This is a genomic window from Bradyrhizobium sp. USDA 4354 (assembly GCF_054060315.1).
The window spans coordinates 665,734-680,687 of record NZ_JBSSDC010000001.1 but is presented as its reverse complement, the minus strand read 5'-3'; the positions used below and the strand labels follow the sequence as shown (position 1 = coordinate 680,687).

General features: G+C 65.7%; 13 protein-coding genes. 4 read left to right on the top strand and 9 right to left on the bottom strand.

Translation table 11 applies throughout. The annotated features are described in order from the left end of the window. Positions 1-5 precede the first annotated feature (5 nt). Positions 6-1,643: an ABC transporter ATP-binding protein gene (locus ACVIIV_RS03270; protein WP_456742883.1), complete on the top strand. Its 1,638-nt coding sequence runs from the start codon at positions 6-8 to the stop codon at positions 1,641-1,643. A gap of 96 nt (positions 1,644-1,739) precedes the next feature. On the opposite strand, the gene ACVIIV_RS03265 is transcribed toward ACVIIV_RS03270, so the two are convergent. Both ACVIIV_RS03265 and ACVIIV_RS03260 read right to left on the bottom strand, forming a co-directional pair. Continuing rightward, positions 1,740-2,582, bottom strand: a complete 843-nt coding sequence (locus ACVIIV_RS03265; RefSeq protein WP_456742882.1) for a C40 family peptidase — start codon at positions 2,580-2,582, stop codon at positions 1,740-1,742. Continuing rightward, positions 2,575-3,948 (bottom strand): leucyl aminopeptidase family protein, encoded by a 1,374-nt coding sequence (locus ACVIIV_RS03260; RefSeq protein WP_456742881.1) that lies wholly within the window; start codon positions 3,946-3,948, stop codon positions 2,575-2,577. Before ACVIIV_RS03260 ends, ACVIIV_RS03265 begins: the two co-directional genes overlap by 8 nt. 201 nt (positions 3,949-4,149) lie before the next feature. Between ACVIIV_RS03260 and ACVIIV_RS03255 the strand changes: the two genes are divergently transcribed. The 3 genes from ACVIIV_RS03255 to ACVIIV_RS03245 all read left to right on the top strand — a co-directional run bounded on the left by ACVIIV_RS03255 (position 4,150) and on the right by ACVIIV_RS03245 (position 7,067). Continuing rightward, on the top strand, positions 4,150-4,353 hold the full coding sequence (locus ACVIIV_RS03255) for a hypothetical protein (RefSeq protein WP_456742880.1): 204 nt from the start codon (positions 4,150-4,152) through the stop codon (positions 4,351-4,353). 283 nt (positions 4,354-4,636) lie between these two features. Next, positions 4,637-6,142, top strand: coding sequence for a metallophosphoesterase family protein (locus tag ACVIIV_RS03250; protein ID WP_456742879.1), 1,506 nt, complete (start codon positions 4,637-4,639; stop codon positions 6,140-6,142). A 97-nt stretch (positions 6,143-6,239) separates the two neighbouring features. Then, the gene (locus ACVIIV_RS03245) at positions 6,240-7,067 is read left to right on the top strand and encodes a tetratricopeptide repeat protein (protein ID WP_456742878.1); all 828 of its coding nucleotides are present in this window, start codon (positions 6,240-6,242) and stop codon (positions 7,065-7,067) included. Positions 7,068-7,117: 50 nt separating this feature from the next. On the opposite strand, the gene ACVIIV_RS03240 is transcribed toward ACVIIV_RS03245, so the two are convergent. From ACVIIV_RS03240 to cpaB, 7 genes are read right to left on the bottom strand one after another with little or no spacing between them, the layout of a single operon-like run. Further along, positions 7,118-8,092: a type II secretion system F family protein gene (locus ACVIIV_RS03240; RefSeq protein ID WP_456742877.1), complete on the bottom strand. Its 975-nt coding sequence runs from the start codon at positions 8,090-8,092 to the stop codon at positions 7,118-7,120. A gap of 9 nt (positions 8,093-8,101) precedes the next feature. Beyond that, positions 8,102-9,079, bottom strand: coding sequence for a type II secretion system F family protein (locus ACVIIV_RS03235; protein ID WP_456742876.1), 978 nt, complete (start codon positions 9,077-9,079; stop codon positions 8,102-8,104). Between the two features lie 16 nt (positions 9,080-9,095). Beyond that, positions 9,096-10,565 (bottom strand): CpaF family protein, encoded by a 1,470-nt coding sequence (locus ACVIIV_RS03230; protein ID WP_456742875.1) that lies wholly within the window; start codon positions 10,563-10,565, stop codon positions 9,096-9,098. A 21-nt stretch (positions 10,566-10,586) separates the two neighbouring features. Next, on the bottom strand, positions 10,587-11,855 hold the full coding sequence (locus ACVIIV_RS03225) for an AAA family ATPase (protein ID WP_456742874.1): 1,269 nt from the start codon (positions 11,853-11,855) through the stop codon (positions 10,587-10,589). Then, positions 11,852-12,586: a CpaD family pilus assembly protein gene (locus ACVIIV_RS03220; RefSeq protein WP_456742873.1), complete on the bottom strand. Its 735-nt coding sequence runs from the start codon at positions 12,584-12,586 to the stop codon at positions 11,852-11,854. Before ACVIIV_RS03220 ends, ACVIIV_RS03225 begins: the two co-directional genes overlap by 4 nt. 20 nt (positions 12,587-12,606) lie before the next feature. After that, positions 12,607-14,097 (bottom strand): type II and III secretion system protein family protein, encoded by a 1,491-nt coding sequence (locus tag ACVIIV_RS03215; RefSeq protein WP_456742872.1) that lies wholly within the window; start codon positions 14,095-14,097, stop codon positions 12,607-12,609. Further along, the gene (gene cpaB, locus ACVIIV_RS03210) at positions 14,094-14,891 is read right to left on the bottom strand and encodes a Flp pilus assembly protein CpaB (RefSeq protein ID WP_456742871.1); all 798 of its coding nucleotides are present in this window, start codon (positions 14,889-14,891) and stop codon (positions 14,094-14,096) included. Before cpaB ends, ACVIIV_RS03215 begins: the two co-directional genes overlap by 4 nt. Positions 14,892-14,954 lie beyond the last annotated feature (63 nt).

Genomic DNA, 14,954 nt, shown 5'->3' with positions numbered 1-14,954 from the left:
GGCACATGGACGCGATCAACCAGCCCCTGCTCAGCGTGCGCGACCTTTCGGTGGCCTTCCACCAGGGCGGCGCCACCACGCTCGCAGTCGACAAGGTCTCGTTCCAGATCAAGCGCGGCGAGTGCGTGGCGCTGGTCGGCGAGTCCGGCTCCGGCAAGTCGGTCAGCGCGCTCTCGATCCTGAAGCTCTTGCCGTATCCGAACGCCTCGCATCCCTCGGGCAGCATCCGCTTCAAAGGGCAGGAGCTGATCGACCAGTCCGAACAGCAGATGCGGGAGATCAGAGGCAGCGACATCTCGATCATCTTCCAGGAGCCGATGACCTCGCTCAATCCGCTGCACACGATCGAGGCGCAGATCGGCGAGATCATCCAGCTGCACAATCCGACCAGTAATGCGCAGGCGCGCAAGCGGACGCTAGAGCTGCTGACGCAGGTCGGCATCCCCGAGCCCGAGACGCGGCTGAAGAGCTATCCGCACCAGCTCTCCGGCGGCCAGCGCCAGCGCGTGATGATCGCGATGGCGCTTGCCAACGAGCCGGACCTCTTGATCGCGGACGAGCCGACCACGGCGCTCGACGTCACCGTGCAGGCGCAGATCCTGGCGCTGCTCGCCGAGATCCGTTCCCGGCTCGGCATGAGCCTCTTGTTCATCACCCACGATCTCGGCATCGTGCGCCGCATCGCCGACACCGTCTGCGTCATGAAGGGCGGCGTGATCGTCGAGCAGGGGCCCGTCGAGCAGGTCTTCAAGAGCCCGAAACATCCCTATACACGCGACCTGCTCGCGGCCGAACCGAAGCCCGATCCGGCGCCGCCGCAGCCGGGTGCGCCGGTGGTGATGTCGGCCGATGATCTGAAAGTGTGGTTTCCGATCAAGCGCGGCTTGATGCGCAAGACGGTCGGCCACATCAAGGCGGTCGACGGCGTCAGCGTCGCCGTGCGCAAGGGCGAGACGCTCGGCGTCGTCGGAGAATCCGGCTCCGGCAAGACCACGCTGGGGCTGGCGCTGCTGCGGCTGATCTCCTCGAACGGCCGCATCTTGTTCTTAGGGAAAGACATTCAGGGCCTGCGATTCAAGGAGATGCGCCCGTTCCGGCGCGACATGCAGATCGTGTTCCAGGATCCGTTCGGCTCACTCTCGCCGCGCATGTCGGTCGCCGACATCATCGCCGAGGGCCTCTCCGTGCATCAGCCGGGGCTGTCGCGCGAGGAACGCGAGGCGCGCGTCGTCAAGGCGCTGGAAGACGTCGGGCTCGATCCGGAGACGCGCTTCCGCTATCCGCACGAATTCTCCGGCGGCCAGCGCCAGCGCATCAGCATCGCGCGCGCGGTGGTGCTGGAGCCGGACTTCGTCGTGCTGGACGAGCCGACCAGCGCGCTCGACATGCTGTTCCAGGCGCAGATGGTCGATCTCCTCCGCGAGCTCCAGCGCAAGCGCGATCTCACCTACATGTTCATCTCGCACGACTTACGCGTCGTCGCCTCGCTCGCCAGCCATCTCATCGTGATGCGCGGCGGCAAGGTGGTCGAGGAGGGGCAGGCCGCCGAGCTGTTCAGGAACCCGAAGACGGATTACACCCGCGCGCTGTTCGCGGCGGCGTTCCGGCTTGAGACGGCCGGGAACGGGGCGGTGGCGACGTAGTCTCCGGTAGGATGGGTAGAGCGCAGCGAAACCCATCATTCGAACGACGCGGCCTCAAAGCGATGGGTTTCGCTACGCTCTACCTACGAAGGTGCACTATAGCCGCTTGATCGCGACGACCTCGCTGCCGGCCTGCCTGATCCGCGCGAGCGCTGGCTCGATCGGCTCGATCACGGTCGCCATGTGATAGGCATTGGCGTGAACCATGGTGCTGCCGTCGCGCACGATGGCGACATGGCCCCTCCAGAAGATCAGATCGCCGCGTTGGAGCTTGCCTCGCTCATGCGACTCCAGTGCGCGGCCGAGGCCGGCCTGCTGCATGTCGCTGTCGCGCGGGCAGCCGATCCCGGCCGATGTCAGCGAGACCTGTACCAGGCCCGAGCAATCGATACCAAAACTGCTCTTGCCGCCCCAGAGATAGGGGGTTCCGGCGAACCGCTCGGCCACTGCGACGAAATCCGGGTCGCGATGATCGAGCGGCGCGAGATGCGTTCTTGGCAAGAACGTTCCTTCGCGCGTCACCGCGAAGGTCTCATCCTCGCGCACGATGGTGAGCTTTGACCCCAGGACCAGCGTGTCGGCCGGCGGCAGCTTGATCGACGGGCCGGGAAACGCAAACGTCCGGAGTGCGATCACCTTGTGCGTCGGCGCCGCCGTCGGCTTCATCAGCGCGGCATCCGGCAGCCAGCCGACGTACCCGTCGGAGGCAAGCTGGCCCCAGGCCCAACCTTCGTCGTTGCGGTCGTAGATCGTGACGCGCTCGCCGCGCAACGCCTCCGTCATCAGCATGGCGTTCGAGGACGGTTGCTCGCGCACGGGCGCGAGCGCGTCGATCACCTCGAATTCCTCGCCCTCGACGAACCGCTCCGCCTCGACCTTGCCTTCGAGATATTTCGCGGCGAGGTCGCCCCGCGCCGGCGTCAGCCGCGGGTCATGCATAGCGTTCGCTCAAAAGTGCGTAGATGGCGCGCGCGGCCTGGCACTCGCCACCCTCGGGCCGTGCCGGCTTCGCTGACGGCGTCCAGCCGTAGATGTCGACATGCAGCCAGCTGTTGGCGTGCTCGACGAAGCGCTGCAGGAACAGGGCGCAGGTGATCGAGCCGGCAAAGCCGCCCGACGGGGCGTTGGTGATGGTGGCGGTCTTGGAGTCCAGCCAGGCATCGTAGGGCGGCCACAGCGGCATGCGCCACAACGGATCGTTCTCCTTCACCGCGCAGCGCGCGACGTCGGCGGCCAGCGTCTCATCATTAGTGTAAAAGGGCGGCAGATCCGGCCCGAGCGCCACGCGTGCCGCGCCGGTCAGCGTGCCCAGATCGATCAGCAGATCGGGCTTCTCCTCATCGGCCAGCGCCAGCGCGTCGGCGAGCACGAGCCGGCCTTCTGCGTCGGTGTTTCCGATCTCGACCGTGATCCCTTTGCGCGAGGTGAAGATATCGAGCGGGCGGAAGGCATTGCCCGCGACGGCGTTCTCCACCGCCGGAATCAGCACACGAAGCCGCACCTTCAGCTTTGCATCCATCACCATGCGCGCGAGCGCCAGCACGTTGGCGGCGCCGCCCATGTCCTTCTTCATGATCAGCATGCCGCTCGACGGCTTCAGGTCGAGCCCGCCGGTGTCGAAACACACGCCCTTGCCCACCAGCGTCACCTTGGGATGGGCGGGGTCGCCCCAGCTGATGTCGATCAGCCGCGGCGCGCGGCTGGAGGCCATGCCGACGGCGTGGATCAGCGGGAAGTGCTTCTCCAACTCCTCGCCGACGGTGCAGGCGAAGCTTGCGCCGAACTCGGCGGCGAGTGCTTGGGCGGCCGCGGCGAGCTCCGACGGGCCCATGTCGTTGGACGGCGTGTTGATGAGGTCGCGCGCCAGCATGGCGGCATCAGCAATCCGCTCGATCTCGGCCGGGTCGACACCGTCAGGCGGCACCAGCCGGACCTCGGGGCGATCAGCCTTGCGGTAGCGGGCGAAGCGGTAGCACCCCAGTGCGAAGGCGAGCGCCGCCAGCCGCGCATCGTGCGGTGCATTGGCAAAGCGATAGGTGCCCGGCGGCAGCAGGCCGGGCAGGGCGCCCGGCCTGAACAGGTCGCGCGATCCGGCACCCTCGTCCTCGAGGCCGAACAGCACCTGCGCGATCGCGCCGTCGGGCGCGGGCAGCGCCAGATAGCCGCCAGGCTTGGCGGCAAAGGCGCTGGCCCGCGCGAACTGGCGTTGCGCCGGCGGCAGCATCTCGGCGACCTGATCCCAGCTCGATTTGGTGACGAAGGTGATCGGGGTGGCGGTGGGTGACGTCTCGAAGACAGAAGGCATTGGCGGGTCCGGATCGTCAGATCAAGCGGGTCATGCGAACGGACGAGACTTCGCAGAGTTTCGCCGCGGCTGCAATCGGCTTTGCCGTCACCGTTCAGCGAGCCGCTACTCGCCGCAAGGGGGCCATGCTAGGTTCCGGGGACCGGCCGCCAGATGTGGAGATCGCCGGCGACCGACGAGGAAGCGCCGGGAGGAAATGCGATGGAATTCGTGTGGAGCGTGGTCACATTCATCGGCCAGGCCGCCGAGGCGATTTTTGGCTATGTCGAGCATCACCATTGGATCTTCGCGCTCCTTGCCGGCGGTTACGTCTTCTATCTCCACGACCGCTCGGTGCACGCGCGGTTCGATGCGCTCGACAAGCGCGTCGACGAAATCCGCAAGCGGCTCGCCATCGAATATTGACCTGGCGAGACGAAACCGTCCTCGGGCGGTTCTCGTATCTCACGGCGAGAACTGCCGTTCGCAAGACCACGGCCGCAGGGCTTTACTAGCGTTTAGATTGTGGCATTATCGACGAACATTTTAGATTGTGTCGCTCGTTCTGCATGCACCGAATGCAGACACGCGGCGGCACGCGGTTGATACCTGCTCAGATTCATTCGTGGCCGATGCGACCTGAATCTGCTCGTGGAAGCATTTCTCTCATCGTTTAGGCGACGCAGCATTTGCAGATGAGCGGCGCAAAATGGATAGATCGTTTGTTATTGCGCAGATTTCCGACCTGCATCTGGACGGGTCGGGTCGGCTGCTTCCGACCATCGAGACACTCACGGCCGCGATTCGCGAGAAGATGACGGGCGTCACGGATGTCCCCGATCGCATCCTGCTGATCACGGGAGATCTGGTGGACGACCCGACGCCGCGCGCGCTCGACGAGGCGCTCGCCGTCATCGCGTCTTTCCGGCAAACCGGGCTGTTCACCGACATCCAGGCCGTTGCCGGCAATCGCGATGTCAAGCGGCCGAGCCAGCGTGCAGGCCGTCACGACGCCTACGATTATCTGCACCTGCCGCGGACCTCGAAGAGTGTCTATTACCGGCAGGCAGGCCTCGACCTGGTGCTGCTCGACTCCAATCGCGCGAGCCTCATGACGCTCGCGAACGGCAAGATCGACGAGAGCGCTTACAAAGGGATGGTCGCAGCTTCCGCCCGGCTGAGCGCCGAGCTCGCGGGCAGCATAGGTTCTGCGGGGCGTGCCGACTATGCCGAGCCGGCGGAAAATCTGGTGCGCGTGCTGGCCCTGCACCATCATCCGCTGCCGCAGGCGACCGGCGAAGGAAAGCGCTTTCTCGGCGTGCCCGACGAACCGCTGATGTATCTCGCCGCACCCGCGACCTTCCTCGAGGCCGCCACCTCGCTCAACGTCGATCTGGTTCTGCACGGTCATCGCCATGTCGAGGGACTGACCCGCTACTCCATCCCCGATCCGCGCGCGACGTCGAGCGAGAGCGGGGAGGCGCTCTGGCGCACGATCTACGTGCTCTCATGTCCATCCTCGACCGGGCAAGCCGGCGACGATGCCGGCTTCAACCTCATCCATTTCGGCCCCGCATCCCGTGCCGGCCGCACGCAGCACCGTTTCGCGATCACCCGCTATTCAAGGCTGCGCAATGATGCCGCCTTCAGGCCGCTCGACTCGAACCTGCCGGACGGCGTCATCAGGCTGCCGGCAGGGCGGGACTTTTCCCGTGATCCGGCCGTCCAGTCGGCGATCGAGGTCGCATCATCCGGCTCGTTGAAGCGGGATCAGGTCGCGGCGATCACCCGCCGGCTGTTCATGCGCCGCAGCTTCTACGATGAAGTGGAGCCGAACTGGGCCGATGCGCTCTACACCTACGTCGTCTCGTCGCATGCCTGGGCGGAGCTCGAAGGCAAGGTCGCGAGGTCCGCGCCGAGATCTGACATCGACGCGCTTGCGGCGGTGAGAACGCTGCTCGGCCGATTGATCGAGCAATCCGCCGACGTGCTCGGCATCGGTCGCGCTCGGCTCGATGAGCTCTACGGGAGGGGTTTGATCAGCAGTGACGACTTCCTGCGCCAACTGCCGCGGCTGCCTTGCGAGCGCGTCGACCTTCGGCGGCGGGCGCGTCAGCGGCTGCAACTGCTGCGGGACCTGGACGAACAGGTGAAGACGCTCGGCCTCGATCTGGACCTCGGCGGTGAAGTGCCGCCGCAACAATCGCCGCCGTGAGAGCAGTAGGCCTGAGACGGCGTTAACCGGCCGTTAGGGTTAACATTCTATTGCTGGCGCGTTCGGCTCGATCGAGCGGCTCGAGAGTCAAGACGTCATGCGTCAACGGATCAGTCTTACCCGGCTACTTGCCTCCACATCGCTGGTCGCGACGGTGGCGATGGGCCTCGGCGGCTGCACGGCCATGTCGAAACTCTCCGAGGTGACGGGCTCGGTCGGCCCCCGGGCGGAGGCGGCTCCCGCCGATCGTACGCCCACCGATCCAGCGCGTGCCGTCGAAGTCTATGGCGAGCGCTACCGCGCCAATCCCCGGGATGCCGACGCCGCGCTCGCCTACGGACAGGCCCTGCGCGCCAACGGTCAGCGCGCCCAGGCCGCCGCCGTGCTTGAGCAGGCGACCATCGCCAATCCCGGCAACAAGGCGCTGCTTGCCCAATACGGCCGCGCACTCGCCGATAACGGCAATTTCCAGCAGGCTTACGACGTTCTGTCGAAGGCGCATTCGCCCGATAATCCGGATTGGCGTCTGCTCTCGGTGCAGGGCACCGCGCTGGACCAGATGGGCCGTCATGAGGAGGCGCGATCCTACTACGCGAGCGCGCTGAAGATCACACCGGGTGATCCCGGCGTGCTCTCCAATCTCGGCCTGTCCTACATGTTGTCCAGAGAGCTGCCGAAGGCCGAAGAGGCGCTGCGGCAGGCCTACGCCTCGCCGCGTGCGAGCGCCCGGGTGCGGCAGAACCTCGCCTTGGTCGTCGGTCTCCAGGGCCGCTTCGCGGAAGCGGAGACCATCGTGAAAGCGGACCTGCCACCAGACCAGGCCGCGGCCAATGTCGCCTATCTCAAGGACATGCTCAGCCGCAGCGACGCACCGCGCGGCGCACCGAAGCGGACGCCGGTTGCTTCGCTGAACCAGCCCGACTGATCAGATCTGTCTTCCTGGCCTTGGTGGCGGACCGTGTGGTCCAGCCCGGCTCATTGCATCTCCGTGACCTTGATGGCGGTGGGTCCGAGAATGACAACGAACAGCACCGGCAGGAAGAACAGGATCATCGGCACCGTGAGCTTCGGCGGCAGAGCGGCCGCCTTCTTCTCGGCCTCGTTCATGCGCATGTCGCGATTCTCCTGCGCCATGACGCGCAAGGAATGGCCGAGCGGGGTGCCGTAACGTTCCGCCTGCTGCAGCGCCAGACACACCGACTTGACGCCCTCGAGCCCGGTGCGCCGTGCCAGATTTTCATAGGCGACCTTGCGATCCTGCAAATAGGACAGCTCGGCCGTGGTCAGGGTGAATTCCTCCGACAGCGCGATCGACTGGCTCACGATTTCGGTCGCAACCTTGCGGAATGCCATCTCCACCGACATGCCGGATTCGATGCAGATCAGGAGCAGGTCGAGCGCGTCGGGAAATGCACGCTTGATCGAGAGCTGGCGCTTGGAGATCGCATTCCTGAGGAACAGCATCGGCGCCTGGAGGCCGAGATAGGCAGCGCCGACGCAGATGCCGATCTTGATCGGCAGCGCCTGCTGCATATTTCCGATCACGAAGACGTAGAGGGCCGAGCCGATCAAGAGCACGATCGGGGCGACCATGCGGGCAAACAGGAAGGTGATATAGGGCGCCTGGCCGCGGTAACCTGCCATGATGAGCTTGTCCCGCGCAGCTTCCTGCGCGAGCCATTTGGTCAGGTTGAAGTCCTCGACCACCTTGGAGACGAGTTGCTTCGGCGTTTGGCGCAGCGAGACCTTCTCGCTCTTGTTAAGACGCTCTCGCTCGCGCTGCCGGATGCGCTCGCGCTCGCTTGCCACCGCCTTCATGCGCTTGGAGAGGCCCTCGCCGGCGAACAACGGCATCACCAGCGTATAGACGGTGGCGCTCGCGGCGATGGCCGCGAGCAGCATGGTCATGAAGCGGACGTCATGTAGCTTCGAAACGAGAAACTCGACCATACGGCACCGTCAGAAATCGAAGTTGATCATCTTCTTCATCACCATGATGCCGATCGACATCCAGATCACACAGCCGACCAGCATGAGCTGGCCGGTGGGGTGGGTCCAAAGCAGCGAGATGTAGTGCGGGGTCGTGAGATAGACGAGGAACATCACGATCGGCGGCAGCGAGCCGATGATGCCGGCCGAGGCCTTGGCCTCCATCGACATCGCCTGGATCTTCTCCTTCATCTTCTTGCGGTCGCGCAGCACCTTGGAGAGGTTGCCGAGTGCTTCCGAGAGGTTGCCGCCCGACTTCTGCTGGATCGAGATCACGATGCCGAAGAAGTTCGCCTCCGGCAGCGGCATGCGCTCGTAGAGCCGCGCGCAGGCCTCGCCCAGCGGCATGCCGATCGCCTGCGTCTCGATGATGGTCAGGAACTCGCTGCGCAGCGGCTCGGGCGCATCGGCGGCCACGACCTTGATCGATTCGAACAGGGGAAGGCCCGCCTTGATGCCGCGGACGATCACGTCGACCGCGTCGGGCAGCGCAGCCAGGAACTTGGTTTCGCGACGTGTCTTCAGGAAGCCGAGTGCCCAGCGCGGCAGGCCGAAGCCGCCGGCAAAGGCGAGACCGGCGGCGCCGATCAGGCCGCCGCCGGCGAACAGAGCGACCGCGAAAAACACGCCCGCCACGACGGCGGACACGATCCAGAATTTTTGCGGCGTCCAGTCAAGCCCCGCCTGCGACAGGCGGACGCTGAGCGGAACGGTCTTCTCCTGCGCGCGCCGCGCCTCGAGGTCCTTGAGCGTGGTCTCGACCTGCTCACGGCGCGAGCGCTGGGTCTTCTCGGCCTGACGGACCGTGGGCGCCTCGGCGCGCGCGACCGAGGCGCGCCGGCTTTCCGCCTTTCGCTCCCCGGACAGCAGCGGGTAGAGGAAGACCCAGGCGATGCCACCGACCGCTGCGGTGGCGAGGAAGGCGAGGGCGAGGACCTGCATGTTCATGGCGCTGCTGACCTGCTCACGTCTTCGGCGCGACTTCCGCCGCGTCGAGCGCCGCGGCAAGGCGCTTCTCCTCGCCGTAATAACGGGCGCGTTCCCAGAACTTCGGACGGCCGATGCCGGTCGAGCGGTGCCGGCCGATGATCTTGCCGTTGGCGTCCTCGCCGACCATGTCGTAGAGGAAGATGTCCTGGGTGATGATGGTGTCACCTTCCATGCCCATCACCTCGGTGATGTGGGTGATGCGGCGGGAGCCGTCGCGCAGGCGCGCGGCCTGGATGATGACGTCGATCGAGGCGCAGATCATCTCGCGGATGGTGCGAGAGGGCAGCGAGAAGCCGCCCATCGTGATCATGGATTCGCAGCGCGACAGCGCCTCGCGCGGATTGTTGGCGTGCAGCGTGCCCATCGACCCGTCATGGCCGGTGTTCATGGCCTGGAGCAGGTCGAAGGCCTCGGGTCCGCGGACCTCGCCGACGATGATGCGTTCGGGCCGCATACGCAGGCAGTTGCGCACCAACTCGCGCATGGTGACCTGGCCCTCGCCCTCGATGTTGGGCGGACGGGTTTCCAGCCGCACCACGTGGGGCTGCTGAAGCTGGAGCTCGGCGGCGTCCTCGCAGGTGATGACGCGCTCGTCGTGCTCGATGTAATTGGTGAGGCAGTTGAGCAGGGTGGTCTTGCCCGAGCCGGTACCGCCGGAAATCAGCACGTTGCAGCGGACGCGACCGATGATCTGGAGGATCTCGGCGCCCTCCGGCGTGATCGCGCCGAACCTGACGAGCTGATCCAGCGTCAGCTTGTCCTTCTTGAATTTGCGGATGGTGAGCGTGGGGCCGTCGATCGACAGCGGCGGCACGATGGCGTTGACGCGGGAGCCGTCGGCAAGGCGCGCGTCGCAAATCGGCGAGGATTCGTCGACGCGCCGGCCGACCTGGCTGACGATGCGCTGGCAGATGTTGAGAAGCTGTTGGTTGTCGCGGAAGCGGATGCCGGTCCGCTGGATCTTGCCGCCGACCTCGATGTAGACCGTATTGGCGCCATTGACCATGATGTCGGCGATGTCGTCGCGCGACAACAGCGGTTCGAGCGGGCCGTAGCCGAGGACGTCGTTGCAGATGTCGTCGAGCAGCTCCTCCTGCTCGGCGATCGACATCACGATGTTCTTGATCGCGATGATCTCGTTGACGATGTCGCGGATTTCCTCGCGCGCGGACTCCGAATCGAGCTTGGCGAGCTGGGCAAGGTCGATGGCTTCGATCAGTGCGCCGAAGATGGTCGCCTTGACCTCGTAATAATTATCCGAACGCCGGCTCTCCATGGCCGGAGGTGGCGGAGCCTTGGCGGGAGCAAGCGGCGGCGAGGCGACGGCCGGCGGAGGCGGGGCGCGCGACACCGTCGGCGCCTGAGCCTGGGCAGGCTCGAGCGACACGGCACCGGGCTTTGGCGCCCGAAAGTCGGTGTCTGTTCCGCTACGCTTACCGAACACTTAACAACTCCATGCGGCGGCTTATCTTCCCCGCAACTTCTCAATCAGAGGTGAAAGCAGGGACGACTTTTGTTTCTTGGTCTCGCTGCGGCCGGTCAGGCGCTGGGCGATCTGCAGGAACATCTCGATCGACTTGTGGTTGGCGGAGATCTCCGCGATCATCTGGCCGTTGTTGGCCGCCGAGCCGAAGATCTGCGGCTCGAACGGGATCGAGACGACCGGCTGGCTCTCGATCGCCTTGGCGAACTCCGCGGCGGCGATTTCGGGCCGTTTCGGCACGCCGACCTGGTTCAGGCAGTAGAGCGGCGGCCGGTCGTTGGGGCGCGCGGCCTTCAACAGATCGAACAGGTTCTTGGTATTGCGCAAATTGGCGAGGTCGGGCGCGGCCACGATCAGGATGTCGTCCGCTCCGATCAAGGCGCGCTTGGTCCAGCCCGACCATTGATGCGGAACGTCGAGCACGATGCAGGGCATGGTGGAGCGCAGCGTGTCGAACACGGCGTCGAAAGCGTCGGTGCCGAAATCATAGACCCGGTCGAGCGTGGCGGGCGCCGCCAGCAGGCTGAGATGGTCGGTGCATTTCGACAGCAGGCGGTCGATGAAAGCCGTGTCGACGCGGTCCGGCGAGAACACGGCGTCGGCAATGCCCTGCGGCGGATCCTGGTTGTAGTCGAGCCCCGCGGTGCCGAAGGCGAGGTCGAGGTCGGCGACGACGGCGTCCATCGCGAGGTCGCGCGCGATCGCCCAGGCGACGTTGTGGGAAATGGTGGAAGCCCCGACGCCGCCCTTGGCGCCGACCACGGCGATGATGCGGCCGACCGCCTTGGCTTCCGGCGCCGAGAACAGGTTGCAGATCGATCGCACGATGTCGATCGCACCGACCGGCGCGAGCACGTAATCGCTGACGCCGCGGCGAACCAGCTCGCGATAGAGCGTGACGTCGTTGATGCGGCCGATCACGACCACGCGGGTGCCGGCGTCGCAGACGGTGGCGAGCTGGTCGAGCCCGCCCAAGAGATCGCTGCGGCCGTCGCTCTCGAGCACGATCACGTTTGGCGTGGGGGCCGAGCGGTAGGCCTCGATTGCGGCAGCCATGCCGCCCATCTGGATCTTCAGATGGGCCTTGCCGAGACGGCGATCCTCGCCGGCTGACTGTACGGCGGCGGCAGTCTCCACGGTCTCGCAGAAGGCCTGGACCGAGACGCGCGGCGCGGGCGCAATATGCTCCTCGACCGGCGTAGGAACTGCTGCCGGCTGCTCTTCTTGTGTCTGGCGCGCGTAGCTGATCATTTGCCGGTGTCGCTGAGTTTGGCCCTGTCGGCCTCAGGATAGGTGGTCGCCGTCGTCGTTCCCTTGCGATACTTCTCGAGACCGGTGATGCGCCGCGGCGTGTATGACGGAGTTTCGGGCCGCGGCTGCTCGAGGTCCGAAGGATTGTCGACCATGGCCGCGAGGTTGCGCTGATAGGCGCAGCCGTAATTGTAATAGTCCTTGTTCTCGAACCAGCGCTTGTTCTTCATCGAGGGGCCGATGTCCTCCGGCCACAGGCCGCAGGGACCGGCGACCGCCGCGATCTTGGAATAGGTGAGCCGGATCGGCGGCAGGAAACGCTTGTCTTCCGGCTGGTACGGGTGAACGCTGACGCCGCGCGGCGGAACGCCTGCCGCCGCCAGCATCGCCTGGATCTCACGCATCGTGTCCGCGACCGGACGAGCATTGGGCGTATTGGACGGCACGTCGATGCGAATGGCGCCGGTGCCTTCGTGCAGCCATGCCGATGCAACCCCCATCACGTCGGCGCGTTGGGCGGCGGTCAAGCCGCCGCGGGCATGGCCGACGAAGACGACGATCGAGCGATTCTGCTCCTCGACCGCGATCGGATGGCGCTGCTTGTAATCGTCGGGAATGGAGGCGGTGACGACTTCGTCGTGCTGGCAGCCGCCGAGCACGAGCGCCATGCCGACGAGCGCGCCACCGAGGCGGATGGCGCGTTTGCGAAGCTGGGGTGGTCTTGTGATCATCGTGAAGTCCCCGTTCCGCCTCAGTCGGTGATGAAGCCGTAGGTGCCGCGGTAGTTCTTGGCCGGTTCGGTCCGTCCGGGCACGCCGTAGAGCCGGTTGATATTGCCGATCAGCTGGGCCTGCGGATCCGCGGGCGGGGCGAAGCCGTCATCCGGCCGCGACAGATCCTTCGGTGCCACCGCGCGAACGACGTAGGGCGTCACGATCACGACCAGCTCGGTCGCGTTGTTGACGAAGTCACGGCTGCGGAACAGCGTGCCCAGGATCGGGAGCTGCATCAGTCCCGGCAATCCGCTGATCGCCTGCTTGGTCTGCTGCTGGATCAGGCCGGCCATCGCCATCGCGCCGCCGGAGGGAATTTCCAGCGAGGTCTCGGCGCGGCGAGTCCTGATCGAGGGCACCGTCAGCGAGTTCACCGACGTCGAACTCACGGCCTGAGACAGCGTGATTGAATTCTCGTTCGACAGCTCCGAGACTTCCGTCATCACGCGCAAGCTGATCTTGCCCTCGCTCAGCACCACCGGCGTGAAGTTGAGCGAGATGCCGAACTTCTTGAAGCTGATCTGGGTGGTACAGACATGCGTGACGGGATCGCAGGCATAGCCTGCCGGGACCGGGAATTCGCCGCCGGCGATGAACGTTGCCGATTCACCTGAGATCGCGGTCAGGTTCGGTTCGGCCAGCGTGCGGATGACGCCGGCGGTCTCCATCGCGCGCAGGGTGGCCTGCACCGACGGCGCGGCGCCGAACTTCGTGGTCAGGTTGTTGCCGTCCACGAGGTTCTTGCCGAGTGCCGTGAACGGGTTCGAATTGGTGAAGCTCACCACCGACGTGCCGTAGTTGAGGTTGGCGGTCAGGTCGATGCCGAGCTGCTTGATGATGCTGCGCTGGACTTCCGCCACCGTCACCTTGAGCATGATCTGGTCGCGGCCGCGCACCACGATCGAGTTCACCACCTTGTCGGCGCCGCCGGCCAGGCGCGCGGCGAGATCGTTGGCCTGCAGCGCTTCCATCGGGTTGGCGGCCGTGCCGGTCAGGACGATGCCATCGCCGAGGCCGTCGATCTGGATGTCGGCATTGGGCAGGACCTGCTTCAGCGCGGCCCTTACGCCGTTGAGGTCGCGCTTGACCGCGATGTCATAGGCCGCAATCTGCTGACCGGCGGAATCGAAGAACACGATGTTGGTCTGGCCGACCGCGGCGCCGATGATATAGGCGCGCTGCGCGGAGCGGACCACCGCATTGGCGATCTTGGGATCGGCGACCAGCACGTCCTTGATGTCGCGCGGCAGGTCGATCACGATGGATTTGCCGACGCCGAGCGAGAGGAAGCGCGCGTTGATCTGGCCGTCCACCGCGGCCGGCACCACGGGGCGGTAATCGGCGGCTACCACCGGAGTGATCGCCGGGTTGAGCGCCAGCGCGAGGGCGGCCGAAAACGACAGGGCGCGGACCAGTGAGGTTCGCATCGTCGCCGAACCTGCCCTGCATTTGATGTCGACTGTCTTCATCGTGCCTTAGCCGTCTGACTGGGAATGCCGTAGCGGATGATCGAAACACCGTCCCGCTTCTGCGCGGAGTCATCGAGCGTGATTTCGCTCATCTTGACGTCGACGATGCTGCGCAGCGCCAGCGACAGCGTGCCGCTCTGCCGCGCCGCGGAGAGCGTTGCGGTCTGCGCGGGATTGAGCTCGAGGGTGACGGTCTTGCCGACCACCGCGTTCTGGCCGTCCTTCTCCTTGGGCGCCTGGTCGATGGCGAGGACGCGGATATTGGCCAGGATGATCTCGGAGGTGACGACGTCGGGGGCGCCGCTGCTCTGGTCCGGGTTCTTCAACCGGCGCGTGAGCAGGACGTCGACGCGATCGTTGGGCAGGATGAAGCCGCCTGCGCCGGTCTCCGGCGAGATCTCGGTCGAGATCGCCCGCATGCCGGTGGGCAGGATTGCCGCCATGAAGCCGGAGCCTTCGGCCTTGACCAGCTTCTGGTCGCGGATCGGCTCACCCTGAATGAACGGAGCCCTCGCGATCGAACCGGCCACCTGGGTCGCACCGTCGGGGCGCTCGCTGCGGCGGATGAAAGTGGCGCTGGCAGTTGCGGTCGGCCAGGTCTGCCATTGCACGTCTTCCGGCTTCACGGTCTGGCCGAGGCCGATGTCGTTCTTGGCCACGAGGACGTCGACGGTCGGTAGCTGCGCGACCGGAAGCGGAGGCGGCGCAGAATTGTCGGTGCCGCTCGCCAGGTACGCGGCGACGCCGCCGGCGCAGATGGCGACCGTCAGGACGACAATGCGTGCCCTATTCATACGCTTCAACTTTCCAACAATACGCCGCGACGCTGCCGCCGCCGTAATCGGCAGTTGACCAGC